The organism is Aestuariibacter salexigens DSM 15300 (genome assembly GCF_000429145.1).
In the GTDB taxonomy this organism is placed as follows: domain Bacteria; phylum Pseudomonadota; class Gammaproteobacteria; order Enterobacterales; family Alteromonadaceae; genus Aestuariibacter; species Aestuariibacter salexigens.
This window is the reverse complement of record NZ_AUBH01000004.1, coordinates 48648-63048: the sequence shown is the minus strand read 5'-3', so window position 1 is coordinate 63048 and position 14401 is coordinate 48648. Positions and strand designations below refer to the sequence as shown.

Sequence of the window (14401 nt, the reverse complement as noted above, 5' to 3'; positions counted from 1 at the left end):
TATGAAAATATTCACTTTAGCAATATTTTTGTTGGTCACAGGTCAGGCTTCAGCGCAGTGGAGTGCATTTGCCTCAATTGGCAAATCAACCGCTAAGCACAGCGTGAATATCACAAATGCGCAGGTTGATAATACAGATGTCAGCACCAGTTTCGGTGTTCGCTATCAACTCTCACCACGCTGGTATGTGGCCGCAAGCTGGGTCGACTTAGGTGAAAGTCAGGTGTCGTTTTCAGCGATAACCCCGGATCCGGAAACGACACTGCGTCAAAATGCCGGGCAACTCGCACTTCTTGCTAGTGGCGTCGATATCGCAGTGGAGTATTACCTGTACTCGAATGATAGGTGGCGTATGTTCGCTGCAGCGAGCCTGTTTACCTGGCAGTCCGATGTCACACTAACCTCGGGTAATTTGAATATAGAGCGTGAGATTGATGGTACCGATTTGGGACTAAGTTTAGGCCTGTCTTATCAGGTGTCAGACCGCATCACGCCATACCTGCAAGTAAGGCGCTACTGGCTCGATGCCAACGATGTTGATGAGATGAATTTGGGTATCAGAATCGCCTTCTAATGCGCATAACGAGTAAGACAAATAAACTCATGGGCAACGGGCATTTACATTTGGCGAGTCAAATCCCCTTTGTTGAAGGTGAGCGATTATTGCTGCGAACACACTCCATGGAAGATTGGCAAACATGTTGCGAAATTTGGGGCAACGCTGAAGTCGCGAGGTTCACGGGCGGTAAAACGCAAAATTCAGAAGAAGTATGGCGGCGGCTGCTGCTGTTTCAGGGAGCCTGGGTTAGTCTGGGATACGGGTACTGGCTTATAGAAGAGAAGGAATCCGCGAAAATCATTGGTGCGGTGGGGTTTTGTGACTTCAAGCGTAACGGTTTATCCGATATCCATGGCGAGGCAGAACTTGGCTATGCCTTACATCCAGAATCCTGGGGAAAAGGTTATGCGACGGAGGCCTGTGAATTGGCGTTGGATTGGTTTATTCAACACCACTCTTCTAAAAATATCGTCTGTATAATCTCCAGTCCTAATCATGCGTCCATTAATGTTGCCAATAAATTGGGATTTACACATCGAAGAAGCTGTACCTATAACGGCGAGGCATCTGAAATCTTTGAGCGGGTTCACTGCGAGGAATAACAATAATATAGGTAAAATAATTGACGCAAAGTTGATTTGCGTGAACTACGCTTATGTTCCCTGAAGTCAGGTTGTATGTTTTCTATCACTTATTTACACCTGTGGGTCCCAGAACGATTTAATCTTGAAGGACCGTCCTACATGAAAAGTAACCTTAAATATTTCCCGAAGTTTTTTCCTGTTTTCTCTATATGCTCGTTTGCCATTGTCTTTTTTCCTGCATACGCCGATAAAAATAAATCACTTCCCATTTCACCAGAAAATAATTCCTCTTCCTGTCATGGCCTTCTTAATGCCGTTTCGAAAGTGCCTCCAGGAAGTGTCGCCTGGCAGCGGATCATTGAAAAGTTATATGCGAGGGGGTGTGGTGATGATGTCGATGAAGATTCCTTACTTAGCTTTGAAGAAACGCTGATATATCACACTGATCCTGACAACCCGGATACAGACGGGGATTTGCTTACTGATGGCGAGGAAGTGCAGCGTTATTTCACCGATCCACGCCTGGCAGATACTGATGAAGATGAATTGCCAGATGGTGAAGAGGTGTTAACTTATCTCACCAATCCGTTAGAAAAAGACACGGACTTGGACAATCTTGAAGACGGTGTTGAAGTATTAACTACGCTAACTAATCCAATAAATCCAGATACTGATTCCGATGCAATTTCAGATGGTGATGAAGTAATGAGCTATCTGACCAACCCACTTGATAAGGACACTGACGGCGATGCTTTGGAGGACGGCTGGGAAATACTCGGGCATCCAAACGGCACACTATTGATTGATGCTGATCCGAGAAGAAAAGATATTTATGTTGAGATGGACTTTATGTCGAGAGCCAGTGCAGCAAATGGTTTGGGACCTTCAGCGTATGTACTTAGTAAAATAGAAGATGTTTTTGATAATGCGCCAGTCAGCAATCCTGATGGCAGCACTGGAATTACTATCCATCTTGAAATCGGTAATGAAGTGCCTTTCGACGAAAACCTCTACCCTGTAGAGAGTGAATTCAACGCTATAAAAGCGGTTCATTTTGATCCCGCTAAATCTCCCGTTTATCACTATATGGTATGGGCAAATGCTTTTGATAATGGGTCTTGGAGCGGCATATCTTTCGGTATTCCTGCTTCAGACTTTATCGTGTCGTTAGGCCGTTGGGAAAATGGAAACGGTGGAACTGATGAACACAAAATAGGGACGTTTATTCATGAGATTGGGCATAACCTCGGACTTAAACACGGCGGCAATGACCACACAAATTATAAGCCAAACTACGTGAGTGTAATGAACTACAGTTTCCAGGTGGTGGGAATTGATAGCCCGACTGGGAAAGTGTTTGATTACCAACGTTTTGATCTTCCAATGATAGACGAGGCTAACTTAGTTGAGGCGGACGGGATATCCTCGGATTCGCAGTGGAGTGGATATCAAACCTTCTACTACTGTGCCAACACATACACTCGAAAATCTTCGCCGCTAAACGTTGTCGACTGGGATTGTGATGGCAACCCCATCAGTACGGTACGTGGCGATGTAAATCGGGATCGATGGATTTCTCAACTGGGTACACAGAATAACTGGCAAAACATCGTGTTTGACGGCGGGGCCGTTGGTGTTGGAGTCATTGAAAAGTCAATTACAGACGCAGAGGTCGTCACGACCGAGCAACTTTTGTCTGAAGAATTCGAGCCTGAACTTTCATGGGATATGTACACTAAGCAAAAGTAAAGGTCATTTGCTGCGATGCCGCGATGTAAAAGACAATATTACATCGCGGTATGGTACTCATCGTCTCTATGCGAGAGAAGAAAATTCTGTCTGGCGAATATGAGCTTTGTTTACTAGTTTTAATGTAAACGCGAATAGGGAAGTACGTCATGCCTTACAGAAAAGCACATTATTGGATTTCAGGTATCTTTGTCGTCACGATTATTGGCTTTTTTCCAAGCTATTTTATGCGTCTCGACACTGCCCCAATAGAATTTCATGCGCATGCTGCGACATCCTTGATATGGACTGCCTTAGTCATATTACAAAGCTGGTCTATACACCATCAAAAGAAAGCGCTTCATAAAACTGTGGGAAAGGCGAGCTTTTTGTTATTCCCTCTACTAACCGCGAGCTTTGTTGGAATCATCAATATCACTGCCGAAAAGTACACGAGTGGTGAAAAATTCGCACAAATGATGGGAGCAGGTTTCGGATTTGCTATGACAATAGCCATCATCGCATATCTCTTTCTTTACTATGGCGCATTGAAATACCGTCGTTCGGTTAAAATTCATGCAGGCTTTATGCTTGCGACCCCATTAGTCTTATTTGAAAGCCCATTTAGCCGACTGCTTATCATGGCCATTCCAGCATTACGGCCAACTGGGCCAGACACGTTCTATCTAATTCATATTTCTATTGTTATCTCGATGGCCATCGCAACGGCAATAGCTTTGTATTTATGGAAAAAGGACACAAAAAACGGATGGCCTTTTGCATATGCGGCTGGCTTTATGGCGTTAGAAGCACTACTTATTGTTGGTGCCAATTATGTACAGTTAGCTCACGATGTTTTCTACCTGTATACCTCTATTCCCAGTTGGATTAGCTCTGGGGTGGGATTTTTACTTGGAGCTGCAGCTGCATGGCTTGGCTGGGAGCATGGAAAACCAAATCATAAAAAGCCTCAAGCGCGGACTACTTCAAAAATGGCATCTAGTTTGGGTAGTTAGTGCAGCTGTTTTTCATCGGGTTCAATACTGCTACAAACAATAGGTTTTGAGAATTGTTGCAAGTCAGATGTAAAAGGAGATACAGGTGTACCGAAATGCAGTCTATTACTTCATAGCACTACTGGTGATACTGGTAGTAGGTTTTTGGCCCAGTTACTATTCAAAGTTTTTTGGAGAGGTCACGTTTGGTCAGCACTTTCATGGAATAACAATGACCTTGTGGTGTGTTCTTTTGATCACACAGGCTTGGCTAATGAGAACAAAGAGAAATAAACAGCACAAAATGTTGGGCAAAACTGTGTATGTGCTTGGTCCTCTTGTCAGTATCGCTGCTATTTATGTCACCTTCGACTTTATTGCAAAAGTTCCCCAGCCGCATTCAAAGGGCGTATTAGCCATCCACTGGTTCGGAATATTCCTGGCAGCATCATTTACATGGATGTTTATACAAGCTATTCGACATCGCAAAAATGCCCGATTGCACGCCAGCTACATGATTTGTTCTTCTATGATTTTTCTTATTCCGGGCCTTGGAAGGGCTGTGCGTGACATCGCCGGAAGTATTGGTTTAACTGCGCCACCCTTCGCGGTAATTATGTCTATACCGCTCGTGATTGCTGTCGTACTCTTGTGGAGGATCCCTGCTCAGCGACAGCTGAAAGCGCCGTTTATGGTATTTGCGATAGCCTGGGGAAGTAATATTTTTCTCTTTCTAACGTTGCCATATGCGCAATGGTGGGTAGATTTCACAGCATGGTCTGGATTATTGCTTGCCTAGTGGATAACTTTTTTACACAAGTGCTCTGCCGGACAGTGTCTCAGTGATAAAATATATTCGTGACGAGGCGGCATACACAGGGATGGCCTGGTTCTAATTTTTTGTGTCACTAGAATAACCATCATTTTGATAATCACTTTACGCTTTTTATCGCGTTTGCGAGGAAAAACCAGCGCGCCTCTAGACTGGGCCTATCGATTGTAGTTCTTAGTGTTTTGAAAAGTAGAGGCATTGTATTGTGGGTATGCAGCACTTCTCATTACTTCAGCAATTACTTTGTATAAATCTACCCAGGCTTGCCTTACTTCCTGATTGAAATCAGTCCCTAAGCCTTGGCTCAATGCATAGAGCAAAGCGTTTCCTACGGGCGTGTAATCTTCAACTTTTACTCCGTAACCTACATGCTTTCTTGCTAAATTTTGCAAAACAGGAACAATGGAGTCGAGATCTGACAAGCCCTTGACCGCTGTGCCCAACGTCATCATTAGCTTTTTTCCTTGGGACTTCATGTCATTCTTGAAAAGCGACTTCAAGCTTGGGTCGTACTCAAATAATTTGCGATAAAACAACGCTGCCGCCGTATCTGCAATGGGCGCGACTTTTTCGAAACTACTCTGAATCAGAAAAACCTGACGTTTACTTAAAGACATCTCATCGTCAGCCTGGAAGCGATTATTAAGTAATCAAAGTATAGTCAACTTATTTTTTTAAACAACGTCGAAACCGGACAGAAATATACTCCGTATACAGTATGTAGAAACGTCAAAAATTTAGGCTTTCAACGTAGTCCGAGGCTAACTGCAATTATCATCATGCGCCATCTGGGACTGAGCTATAAAGGTGTTACTAAGCTATTGCTAATTTTTATCAAATACAGCTCACAGCGTTTTTAGTCTAGGATAAGAGATGACTCCACGAAAATTAATGAATATCGACTTGGACTTAATGTGAAGCATACGCGGCTCCTTATATCAATCTTGGGTGTAATTTCGTCGCTGTTGTTTGTCAGTGCAAGTTATCTTTCCTACTCAACGTATTTGGAGAAAACAAGTGAGCTCCTTGAAATAGGAGCGCGCATGCGTGCCGCTACTCTAAAAGCCGTATTGGACTTCGATAAGCAAGAATCACGTGATTTTCCTGGTGGAAGCCTAGAAGCAACATTGTCGCAATTCAGGCAATCTAGCGGTGATGTCCCAGGGTTTTGGGATACGGGAGAGTTCTTAATAGGTCAAATAAGTGATGACAAGTTACAGTATTTAACTCCTCTCAGATTTAACACGGAATCCCAGTCAGTCCTGACTGATATGGACAGTGAAAAGGGCAAATTTCTATTTTTGGCAGTGCAGGGTGAACAGGGGGTGATGATTGGATTAGATTATCGTGGAGAGAAGGTACTTGCAGGATATGCACCTGTTACTGGGTATGGAATGGGAGTAACGGTAAAGATAGATCTTGCTGAAGTGCAAGCTCCATTTCGCGACAATATTGTGCATGTTGGGCTTATAGTAGTGCTTTTAATATCGATTGGAGCGATTGCTTTCAATAGAATCACTGGCCCAGTCATTCAGCAACTTGTTAATAGCGAAGCTATGCTTAAAGACGGCCAAGCAGTCGCTAATATGGGGAACTGGGAATGGAACATCATTGCTGGCGACATTACCTGGTCAGAACAAACGTACAGAATCTTTGGGGTATCCCCCAACACTTTTAAGCCTTCTTATGATGCTTTCCTTTCAACAATCCACCGAGATGATCGTGCCAAAGTGAATGAGGCCCTAAAAGCTTCCGTAAATGATCCAAATGTAACCTACTCAACAGAGCATAGACTCGTGAGACCTGATGGAGAAGAACGGCTTGTCCAAGAATGGGGTAAGGTTCACAGAAATAAGAATGGTATGGCTATACGAATGACGGGCGTAACATTAGACATTACCGAACTCAGTAATCTAGATAAACATCGAAAAAAGCTTGTGGCTGAGCAAGAAGGAGTTTTCAATTTATTGAGTGACCCGTGCTTTATTATCAATGCCCGTGGGACGATATTGAAAGTTAACGTAACAGCACAAGAACTATTCGGATATTCTGAGACTGAATATTTGGGGAATAATATTTCCATGTTAATGCCATTTGAAACCGCAACACAACATGATGTATATCTGTCGAATTATCTAAAAACAGGGAAGGCAAAGGTTATTGGGCGCTCTAGAGAAGTGCAAGCACTTACAAAGAATGGACAGATGATCGACGTTAGGCTTTCTGTCTCAAAAATTATTTATCCAGGAACTAACGAAACGGTATTTATTGGTTTCCTGCATGATATTACCCAAGAAAAGAAAGATGCGCAGCAAATCAGGCGTATACAGAGACTGGAATCAATGTCTACTGTCGCATCGGGGGCAGCGCATGATTTTAATAACTTGCTCGGTGCAATTGGAGGATTTTCTGAATTGATAGGTCTACTTGGTGCTGAAAATAAAAAACTGACTGACTATGCGAGTAAAATCTCAGCCGCCGTAGAACGAGGTAGGAGGCTCACAACACAACTCTTGAGATTCGGCAAGCAGAAAGCAACTAACGCAGAGCTAACCGACTTAGTTGAATTTGTTGCAACTGAGATGACCATGATTCGCAAAGCTATGGCGAAAGGCGTCGCGATAGAACTAAATGCGGAAGAGTCCACCCTTCCTGTCTCAATGTCGAAAGATGAGATGGGGGACGCTTTGTTAAATATGTGTATTAATTCGTCACACGCCATGGATGGCGAGGGAAAGATTAGCGTAACTATATCTAAAATAATAGTAGACGAGGCTGATGCTGAGAGGCTTCAGGTTGAACCGGGGGAATTTGCGTGTCTTTCTCTCGCAGACAATGGTAATGGTATTTCAGAAGATATATTGGAAAAAATTTTTGAACCATACTTTACTACCAAGGGCGAAGAAGGTACGGGGCTTGGTTTGAGTCAGGTATTTGGTATGGTAAGGCGCTATGAAGGTAGTATCGTAGTGGAATCCCAAAAGGGGGCTGGAAGCACTTTTTATATTTATTTGCCGCTGGCTCACGCATAAATTTTATGGCTAGAGGCTGACGTGATCTTCTCCCAATTCGCGGAGCGTACCGGCATACAATTTTTATTCAAATAATGCGTTAATAGCTTCTTGTAGCTCAGTTAGTTTAAACGGCTTGGCGAGAACAAATTTGACGCCTTTGGCCCGTAACTCTTTTTTTGTGTGATCCGCGCAATAGCCAGAAGCAACCATTACCTTGATGGAAGGGTTGATCTGTTGCAGGGCAATAAAAGCATCTAACCCATTCATGACAGGCATCATCATATCCATGATCACCAAGTCTATATCCTGCCATTTTTCCCTGTAGGTTTGCACAGCGGCTGAACCTTCTGCGACAAATATGCTGTTGTGACCAAGTAAATCAAGATAGCCCGCACAAACTTCCCTTATGGCCTCTTCATCTTCAGCCACCAGTATTGTCAGGTTATGCGAGGATTGCTTGTCATTTTCAAGTGAAGGATGAGTTAGGTTGGAATTAGTAAGGGGACACTCCTCAAGCGGTAAGACGATGTCAAAACAGGTACCGTTACCAACTTTGCTTATAAAGGAAATTTCACCTTGTAACTGGGTAATAGTGCTATATACGGAGGCTAATCCTAGCCCTGTCCCGGCTCCAATATCTTAGGTTGTGTAGAACGGTTCGATGATTTTTTCTTTCTCTTCTTCGGCGATGCCAATACCGGTATCCATCACCTTTATCCTGATATAAGAATCTTTCAAATTTCTTGCTTGTGTAGCTATACCTGCATCTTCAGGTTGGGCAACGCACTCAGTTTTGATGGTTAACTTTCCTCCCTCCGGCATCGCGTCTCTGGCATTCAGACACAGGTTAAAAATGGCGTTTTGCAACAGCGATTTATCACATTGGACTGAACATTTTTCAGCATCTAACTCGAGCGCATCACGGATTAACTGGTGCATATCTATGATTTCAATTGAGAGATGATTCTTGCGCGAAAACGTCAGTAATTGTTTCGTCAGACTGCTGGAGGTTTCAACCGCAGATATGATTTTCTCAACATATTTTTTGAGTGGTGAGTCACCTAAACCAGCGCCCAGAACCTCGGCAAAACCCATTACTGAGGCAAGCTGATTATTGAAATCATGAGAAATGCCGCCTGCCAATTGACCCATGGCCTCCATTTTTTGCGACTGTCGGAGCTCTTCTTCCAATTTTTTTTGCTCAGTAATATCGATGTTAGTTCCTACCATTCGTAGTGAACGGCCATCGTCATCTCGTATGACAGTGCCGTCACCCTGAATATAGCGGATTTCCCCTCCAGGCCGGACAATTCGAAACTCAAGGCGGTACTCACGAACGCCATTTAGGGCGTCGTCAATAGCTTGTAAGGCCTTCTGTGTGTCCTGTGGATGTAAAGCATTTTCCCAGATTGAAACTGAATCGTTCTCTCCTTTTGAAGCACCGTAGATTTCGTACATCAAGTTGTCCCAAGACATTCTGTCTTCGACGATATTCCAATCCTAGATACGAATCCGGCCTGCTTTTATAGCCTCTCTGAGCTTCAGGTTAGCGTCATTCAGTGAGGCCTGGTAGCGCATGACATCGTCAATGTTTGATATTGAACCTGCCATTTCAATAAGTTTGCCATCCTTATCATGAAATGGGGCCCCACGATCGCGAAACCAGTTGTATTCACCCGACTTCTTCCGGACCCGATATTGAATTTCATAGGGCCTCTTCAAGCGATTGGCGCTATTGTCAGGCTCGCCCAAAATGATGTGCCGTCTTTTCGATACAGTGTTAACTCTTCAAAAGTACTTTGGTTGTACTCTAACGTGTTGTTAATACGTTCCACTGTCGCGGGGTCTGATTCAGCGCCAATAATGCTTTCAAGTTGTTTCTTGCCTTCCAGCTCTTCATTGGTGAGACCGAATAAATCCTGGTAACTATCGTTGATCCAGAGTGTCCGATTGTCATCGTCTGTCATGGCCATGCTGGTACCGGAAATTCCAGTTAGGTTGACCAGTAGATTATTGTGGTCCAGGGCGGCCTGTTCTTTCTCGCGCGTAATATCATTAACAAAGGCAAACAAGAGCTCTTCATTACCATAACGCAAAAAATGTGCCCTTATCTTGACCGGGAAGACCTCACCACTTTTGTTCCGATGGAGAGTTTCAAATTCGATGTTTAGTTTGTTTTTTAATTCATTCCAAAAGGTTGGCCAGACTTCTTCCGGAAATAGAGGGTCCCACTCCCATACGCGCATGCCGATCGGCTCTTCTCGGTTATATCCTAATTTTTCACATGCAGCGTTATTGACGTAGAAAATTTGTGAATCCGAGCGCATCCAGAACACTTCGTCAGCAGCGCATTCAATAGAATGTGAAAGAAAGGCAAAAAGTTCTTCAGGCCTTAAATTGTCCGGGAAGGCCGAATCTGTCCTGACACTCTCCATGTTATGGAGAAGTACATTAAGGCTATGTTCATTTGCCATTGAAAATAAACCAGACAACGTCTCATTTATGATTATGCACTGGATCTAGCATAGACTAAATCAGATAAGTACAAGCAGAAATAAACACACCTCATCAAACATTGTTTGGCATTGGTTTGCCAGATGGGATGGAAGGCTGCGACCAGAAAACCGGAGTTATTGGAGCTTCGTTCGCTGAACAAATGGTCGAACACTAATGCATTGAATGGCTCTACATCACACACTTCCTTTATAGTCATGAGGGTATCCTAATTGTGCGGAACGGGATCGTTCCTAATAGGACCCCGAGAGGGGGACACTAGATTTGTAATGGGCAATAAAAAAGGCAGCCAAAGCTGCCTAAATCATACGAGAAAATATTTCTTAGCTTCTGCGAAGTCTGCGCATACCCAGCAGTGCCAGACCTAATAGCCCAAGAGTTGCTGGTTCAGGAACATCATCAGCGTCGCGCGTTGTGATAGTCAGCTTTATGTAATCCAGAACCCATCCATCAGAACCAGATGAGACCGCTAGGTTTACTGTATCACTTCCATCTAGTAATCCAATAAATGACGCCAAATTGAATATATCTAACCTTGCAAAGTTGCCGTTGTCATCACCGTCAGTAAGTGTACCTATCGATTGCCCGTCCAAAAATACTCCTGTAAGGTCCAGAAACCCTTGCCCACCAGTAAAGATTTCAAGCACTGCTGACTGAATTGCTCCAAGGCCACTCAAGCTGTAAGCCAGCACGAAGTTTTGTTGTCCGTAAACCCATGTATCTGTTCCATCGCCGTCTGGAACAACGGAGGAAAAATCAAAAGATTCGTTTGGTATTACACCAATTCCGAACCCATCCATATCTCCTAACTGAACAGTTATTATTGTCGCGTTAGCATTTACGGAAAATATAAACAGAAGAGTTAAGCTTGCGAGAATATTTTTCATTGTAGTGTACCGTTCTTGAATTTTATATTCTTAAGCATATAACATGCCATCAATGAATCTATTTGTTTTTCAATAGGTTTTTTATGGGGGGCTGGCGAAAGTAAGCTAAGTGTAAAAATTGTTGACACTAAAAGCGGTAATTCATTGTGCCAATCCGGTTTCCGGATGGGATGGTGTAATAAACCATGTACGATGAACCCTGCTCCCCCGTTTATGGGATAGAGCCTAGAGTCGTGGTGATGAAACCATAGGTTGGCCAGGCGATGTAAGGATAATGTTGCCGCACACCTTAGGAACTTAAAACTGATTCATTCAGTACGTGATACGAAATCTCCGCTATTTGCCATTTCCTGACGGTCACGAGAACAAATTTTTGCTCGGATAGCGGACCGTCGTGAATAATTGAGTTTCAACTTGCGATGTGCGAACACGAGGTTCTAACTTTCACCCAGTGATAATCAGCTAGAGACAAGGAGCGGCCGTTCAGAATTAGTTATTTGTATGGTACGGCTACACCGATAGTGGACATTGTGTAAAAACTAGTTATTCAAAGACAAAACCCCATAAGCAGACTTTCAAATATGGCTGCAATTGGAGTTTTACCCTCATTACAGTCCGCTTATGCGATTTTCTCTAAAAGATGTTCTATTACTCTCTCATTAATATTATTCATGCGAAAAATTTGTTCTCGGATTACATTGTCGTAGCCGCAAATGTCCTTTTCCGTATTCTGAAACGTCATAGGATCTATTTATCTCAAGTTTAGAGGGCCACTTAGCTCAACATTCAAACTAGCTATAGGGCTTATCCACATTTTTTTCGAGCACCCTCTTTGTTAAATAATCTTCATCTAACTTAGACCGCAAAGCTATCACGCCCGAGAAAAATCCTTGTCTGAGGAATCTTTTGATCCAGATCAACACTACATGTAGTGCCTGTGTGTATAAAAAAACACTATATATTGTTCTGAGGACTTTCAAATGCAGCCCCTTTTTAACTCACTGGAACCTCAAGTTCTCTTCCAGGAAGTGCCTGATGAAGTGTCACTCGGTTTTACGATAACCGGTTGTAAACTGCGTTGTGAACGCTGCCATAGCCAAGATATCTGGGACAGCAATTTGGGAGCGCCGCTTACCAATGAACTGTTTGCTACTTACTTAGATAAATATGAGGGTTTCATAACGTGCGTGCTCTTCTTTGGTGGTGAATGGCATGCAGAGGCGCTAAGAGAAAAACTCCTTATAGCTAGGCAAACCCAGCTGAAGACCTGTCTCTACACCGGACTCCCTAGAGTATCTCCAAAAATCCAAGAGTTATTGTCATTCCTGAAAACCGGTAAGTGGGTATTTTCACTTGGCGGACTCGACTCTCCGTCGACCAATCAAAAACTAATAAACGTCTATACAGGCGAATCACTAAACCACAAATTTTGGGAGAATACGTGTGCTAACACTTGATGATAAACATATAAAACAAAAACTGCAGTTTATCGATAGTTATTTAAATGCTGAAACAGCTGCTGATGGCGCGAAGTTAGACGCCAACGCAAATGTGACGCACAAAAACATTGCCACGCTCGAAGCCGAACTGATGAAAGACTATTTTATTCAGGTAAACCGCGCACTGGTAAGCAATAAGATTGAGGAGCTATTTGGTCATGAATTAGCCCTTGAGTATCAGCGGCAAATCGAGTCACATGAGATCTATGTGCATGATGAGACCAGCCTTAAACCATATTGTACTTCAATTACCATGTATCCATTTCTTCTAAATGGGTTGACTGAACTTGGTGGTGAATCCAAGGCTCCTCAACACATTGAGTCTTTCTGCGGCAGTTTTGTTAATTTGGTATTTGCTATTAGCGCCCAATTTGCAGGGGCTATTGCCACAGTTGAGTTCTTGATTTACTTCGACCATTTTGCGCGTCGAGATTATGGTGAAAATTATCTCAATACGCATGCCAAAGAAGTGGCTAACCATCTACAGCATGTTGTTTATGCACTCAACCAACCTGCTGCTGCGCGCGGCTACCAGAGCGTGTTTTGGAATATATCGTTGTATGACAAATTCTATTTTGACTCAATGTTTGGTGAGTTTGTATTTCCTGACATGAGCAAGCCCGAATGGGAGAATATTGAATCGCTTCAGGCTTTTTTTCTGGATTGGTTTAACAATGAACGTAAGCGGGCAGTGCTCACATTTCCTGTGGTGACAGCGGCGATGTTGACTAAAGATGGGGCAGTCAGAGATCTCAATTTTGCTGCAACATGCGCTAAAGCAATGAGTGAGGGTAACTCATTTTTTGTTTACCAATCCGAGAGTGCCGATTCATTAGCCTCATGTTGCCGATTGCGCAACGAGATCACCGACAATACCTTTTCGTATAGCTTGGGGGCAGGCGGTGTATCGACTGGTTCTATTAATGTCATCACTATAAATATGAACCGATTAATTCAGGATGGTAGAGAGCTATGCAGTGAGGTTCAGAAGATACACAAGTATCAAGTCGCTTATCGTCGGCTCATCGAGGAGTATAAGGCAGCGGGAGCACTGCCCGTTTATGATGCAGGCTTCATTAGCCTGGACAAGCAATTTTTAACGCTTGGAGTCAACGGCCTGGCAGAAGCCGCTGAGTTTCTGGGTATTGAAGTCGGTAATAACTCAAAATACAAAGATTTTGTTGGGGCGCAATTGCAAGTCATATACGAGCAAAACAGGGCCGCATCTAAACATTTCAGGTGTCAGTTTAATACAGAGTTTGTACCCGCTGAAAACTTAGGCGTCAAAAACGCAAAATGGGATAAACAAGATGGATACGTTGTTAACAGAGACTGCTACAACAGTTATCTCTACCTTGTAGAGAATACGAATACCACCCATATCGATAAGTTTATCCTGCATGGGAGAGAGTTAAATCAATACCTTGATGGTGGTTCAGCACTTCACCTCAATCTTGAAGAAACGTTAACCTATAAAAACGCATTAAATCTTCTAAATATCGCTGCGAAAGCGGGGTGTAACTATTTTTGTGTGAACGTAAAAATTACGATTTGCAATACTTGTGAAGCTATTGATAAACGCACTTTATATGCGTGTCCATCGTGTGGCTCTGAAGATATCGATCATGGAACTCGCGTAATTGGATACTTAAAACGTGTCTCTGCTTTTTCTAAAGGACGGAGGGATGAGCATGCCCTTCGTCACTACCACACTCACACGCGGGTTCACAATTAAGCTGGCGCAATGCAGTGTTTTTTACCTAATAAGGGGTAGTTCAATACCCCTTGT

14 protein-coding genes are annotated in these 14401 nt (G+C 43.3%); 8 read left to right on the top strand and 6 right to left on the bottom strand.

Annotation, left to right across the window (positions count from 1 at the left end; translation table 11 throughout):
* The first annotated feature begins 1 nt into the window (after position 1).
* The 5 genes from G441_RS0107640 (at position 2) to G441_RS0107620 (ending at position 4665) form a co-directional block, all read left to right on the top strand.
* Positions 2 to 574 carry an outer membrane beta-barrel protein gene (locus tag G441_RS0107640; RefSeq protein WP_026375797.1) on the top strand — a complete coding sequence of 191 codons (573 nt, stop codon included), beginning with the start codon at positions 2 to 4 and terminating at the stop codon, positions 572 to 574.
* 50 nt (positions 575 to 624) lie between these two features.
* Positions 625 to 1161, top strand: coding sequence for a GNAT family N-acetyltransferase (locus tag G441_RS0107635; RefSeq protein WP_026375796.1), 537 nt, complete (start codon positions 625 to 627; stop codon positions 1159 to 1161).
* A gap of 141 nt (positions 1162 to 1302) precedes the next feature.
* Complete coding sequence (locus tag G441_RS19260; protein ID WP_156896310.1) at positions 1303 to 2892, top strand: zinc metalloprotease; 1590 nt, start codon at positions 1303 to 1305, stop codon at positions 2890 to 2892.
* Positions 2893 to 3041: 149 nt separating this feature from the next.
* Positions 3042 to 3887 carry a hypothetical protein gene (locus G441_RS0107625; RefSeq protein ID WP_026375795.1) on the top strand — a complete coding sequence of 282 codons (846 nt, stop codon included), beginning with the start codon at positions 3042 to 3044 and terminating at the stop codon, positions 3885 to 3887.
* Between the two features lie 85 nt (positions 3888 to 3972).
* A complete protein-coding gene (locus tag G441_RS0107620) occupies positions 3973 to 4665 on the top strand; it encodes a hypothetical protein (protein ID WP_026375794.1) in 693 nt (230 codons plus the stop codon).
* A 191-nt stretch (positions 4666 to 4856) separates the two neighbouring features.
* Here G441_RS0107620 and G441_RS0107615 read toward each other — a convergent pair whose 3' ends face one another.
* On the bottom strand, positions 4857 to 5315 hold the full coding sequence (locus tag G441_RS0107615; protein ID WP_026375793.1) for a globin family protein: 459 nt from the start codon (positions 5313 to 5315) through the stop codon (positions 4857 to 4859).
* A 426-nt stretch (positions 5316 to 5741) separates the two neighbouring features.
* On the opposite strand from G441_RS0107615, the gene G441_RS0107610 reads away from it, so the two are divergent.
* Complete coding sequence (locus tag G441_RS0107610; RefSeq protein ID WP_034474702.1) at positions 5742 to 7730, top strand: PAS domain S-box protein; 1989 nt, start codon at positions 5742 to 5744, stop codon at positions 7728 to 7730.
* A 63-nt stretch (positions 7731 to 7793) separates the two neighbouring features.
* Here the strand turns inward: G441_RS0107610 and G441_RS19665 are convergent, their stop codons facing one another.
* The 5 genes from G441_RS19665 to G441_RS0107585 form a co-directional block, all read right to left on the bottom strand.
* On the bottom strand, positions 7794 to 8141 hold the full coding sequence (locus G441_RS19665) for a response regulator (RefSeq protein ID WP_026375791.1): 348 nt from the start codon (positions 8139 to 8141) through the stop codon (positions 7794 to 7796).
* 210 nt (positions 8142 to 8351) lie between these two features.
* Positions 8352 to 9188: a two-component system sensor histidine kinase NtrB gene (locus G441_RS0107600; RefSeq protein WP_084407304.1), complete on the bottom strand. Its 837-nt coding sequence runs from the start codon at positions 9186 to 9188 to the stop codon at positions 8352 to 8354.
* Positions 9189 to 9212: 24 nt separating this feature from the next.
* Positions 9213 to 9434 carry a PAS domain-containing protein gene (locus G441_RS0107595; RefSeq protein WP_026375789.1) on the bottom strand — a complete coding sequence of 74 codons (222 nt, stop codon included), beginning with the start codon at positions 9432 to 9434 and terminating at the stop codon, positions 9213 to 9215.
* Positions 9431 to 10186 (bottom strand): PAS domain-containing protein, encoded by a 756-nt coding sequence (locus G441_RS0107590; RefSeq protein ID WP_084407302.1) that lies wholly within the window; start codon positions 10184 to 10186, stop codon positions 9431 to 9433. The genes G441_RS0107595 and G441_RS0107590 overlap by 4 nt, the downstream gene beginning before the upstream one ends.
* A gap of 363 nt (positions 10187 to 10549) precedes the next feature.
* Positions 10550 to 11113, bottom strand: coding sequence for a PEP-CTERM sorting domain-containing protein (locus tag G441_RS0107585; RefSeq protein ID WP_026375787.1), 564 nt, complete (start codon positions 11111 to 11113; stop codon positions 10550 to 10552).
* Between the two features lie 980 nt (positions 11114 to 12093).
* Between G441_RS0107585 and nrdG the strand changes: the two genes are divergently transcribed.
* Positions 12094 to 12570, top strand: a complete 477-nt coding sequence (nrdG, locus tag G441_RS0107580) for an anaerobic ribonucleoside-triphosphate reductase activating protein (protein ID WP_026375786.1) — start codon at positions 12094 to 12096, stop codon at positions 12568 to 12570.
* The gene (nrdD, locus tag G441_RS0107575) at positions 12557 to 14347 is read left to right on the top strand and encodes an anaerobic ribonucleoside-triphosphate reductase (RefSeq protein WP_026375785.1); all 1791 of its coding nucleotides are present in this window, start codon (positions 12557 to 12559) and stop codon (positions 14345 to 14347) included. The genes nrdG and nrdD overlap by 14 nt, the downstream gene beginning before the upstream one ends.
* Positions 14348 to 14401: the final 54 nt, after the last annotated feature.

Bases quoted from the DNA above. Each gene is read 5' to 3' on its own strand.
- G441_RS0107640 (WP_026375797.1), top strand. From the start codon at position 2: ATGAAAATATTCACTTTAGCAATATTTTTGTTGGTCACAGGTCAGGCT.
- G441_RS19260 (WP_156896310.1), top strand. From the start codon at position 1,303: ATGAAAAGTAACCTTAAATATTTCCCGAAGTTTTTTCCTGTTTTCTCT.
- G441_RS0107625 (WP_026375795.1), top strand. From the start codon at position 3,042: ATGCCTTACAGAAAAGCACATTATTGGATTTCAGGTATCTTTGTCGTC.
- G441_RS0107615 (WP_026375793.1), bottom strand. From the start codon at position 5,315: ATGTCTTTAAGTAAACGTCAGGTTTTTCTGATTCAGAGTAGTTTCGAA.
- G441_RS0107610 (WP_034474702.1), top strand. From the start codon at position 5,742: ATGCGTGCCGCTACTCTAAAAGCCGTATTGGACTTCGATAAGCAAGAA.
- G441_RS0107600 (WP_084407304.1), bottom strand. From the start codon at position 9,188: ATGTCTTGGGACAACTTGATGTACGAAATCTACGGTGCTTCAAAAGGA.
- G441_RS0107590 (WP_084407302.1), bottom strand. From the start codon at position 10,186: ATGGCAAATGAACATAGCCTTAATGTACTTCTCCATAACATGGAGAGT.
- G441_RS0107585 (WP_026375787.1), bottom strand. From the start codon at position 11,113: ATGAAAAATATTCTCGCAAGCTTAACTCTTCTGTTTATATTTTCCGTA.
- nrdG (WP_026375786.1), top strand. From the start codon at position 12,094: ATGCAGCCCCTTTTTAACTCACTGGAACCTCAAGTTCTCTTCCAGGAA.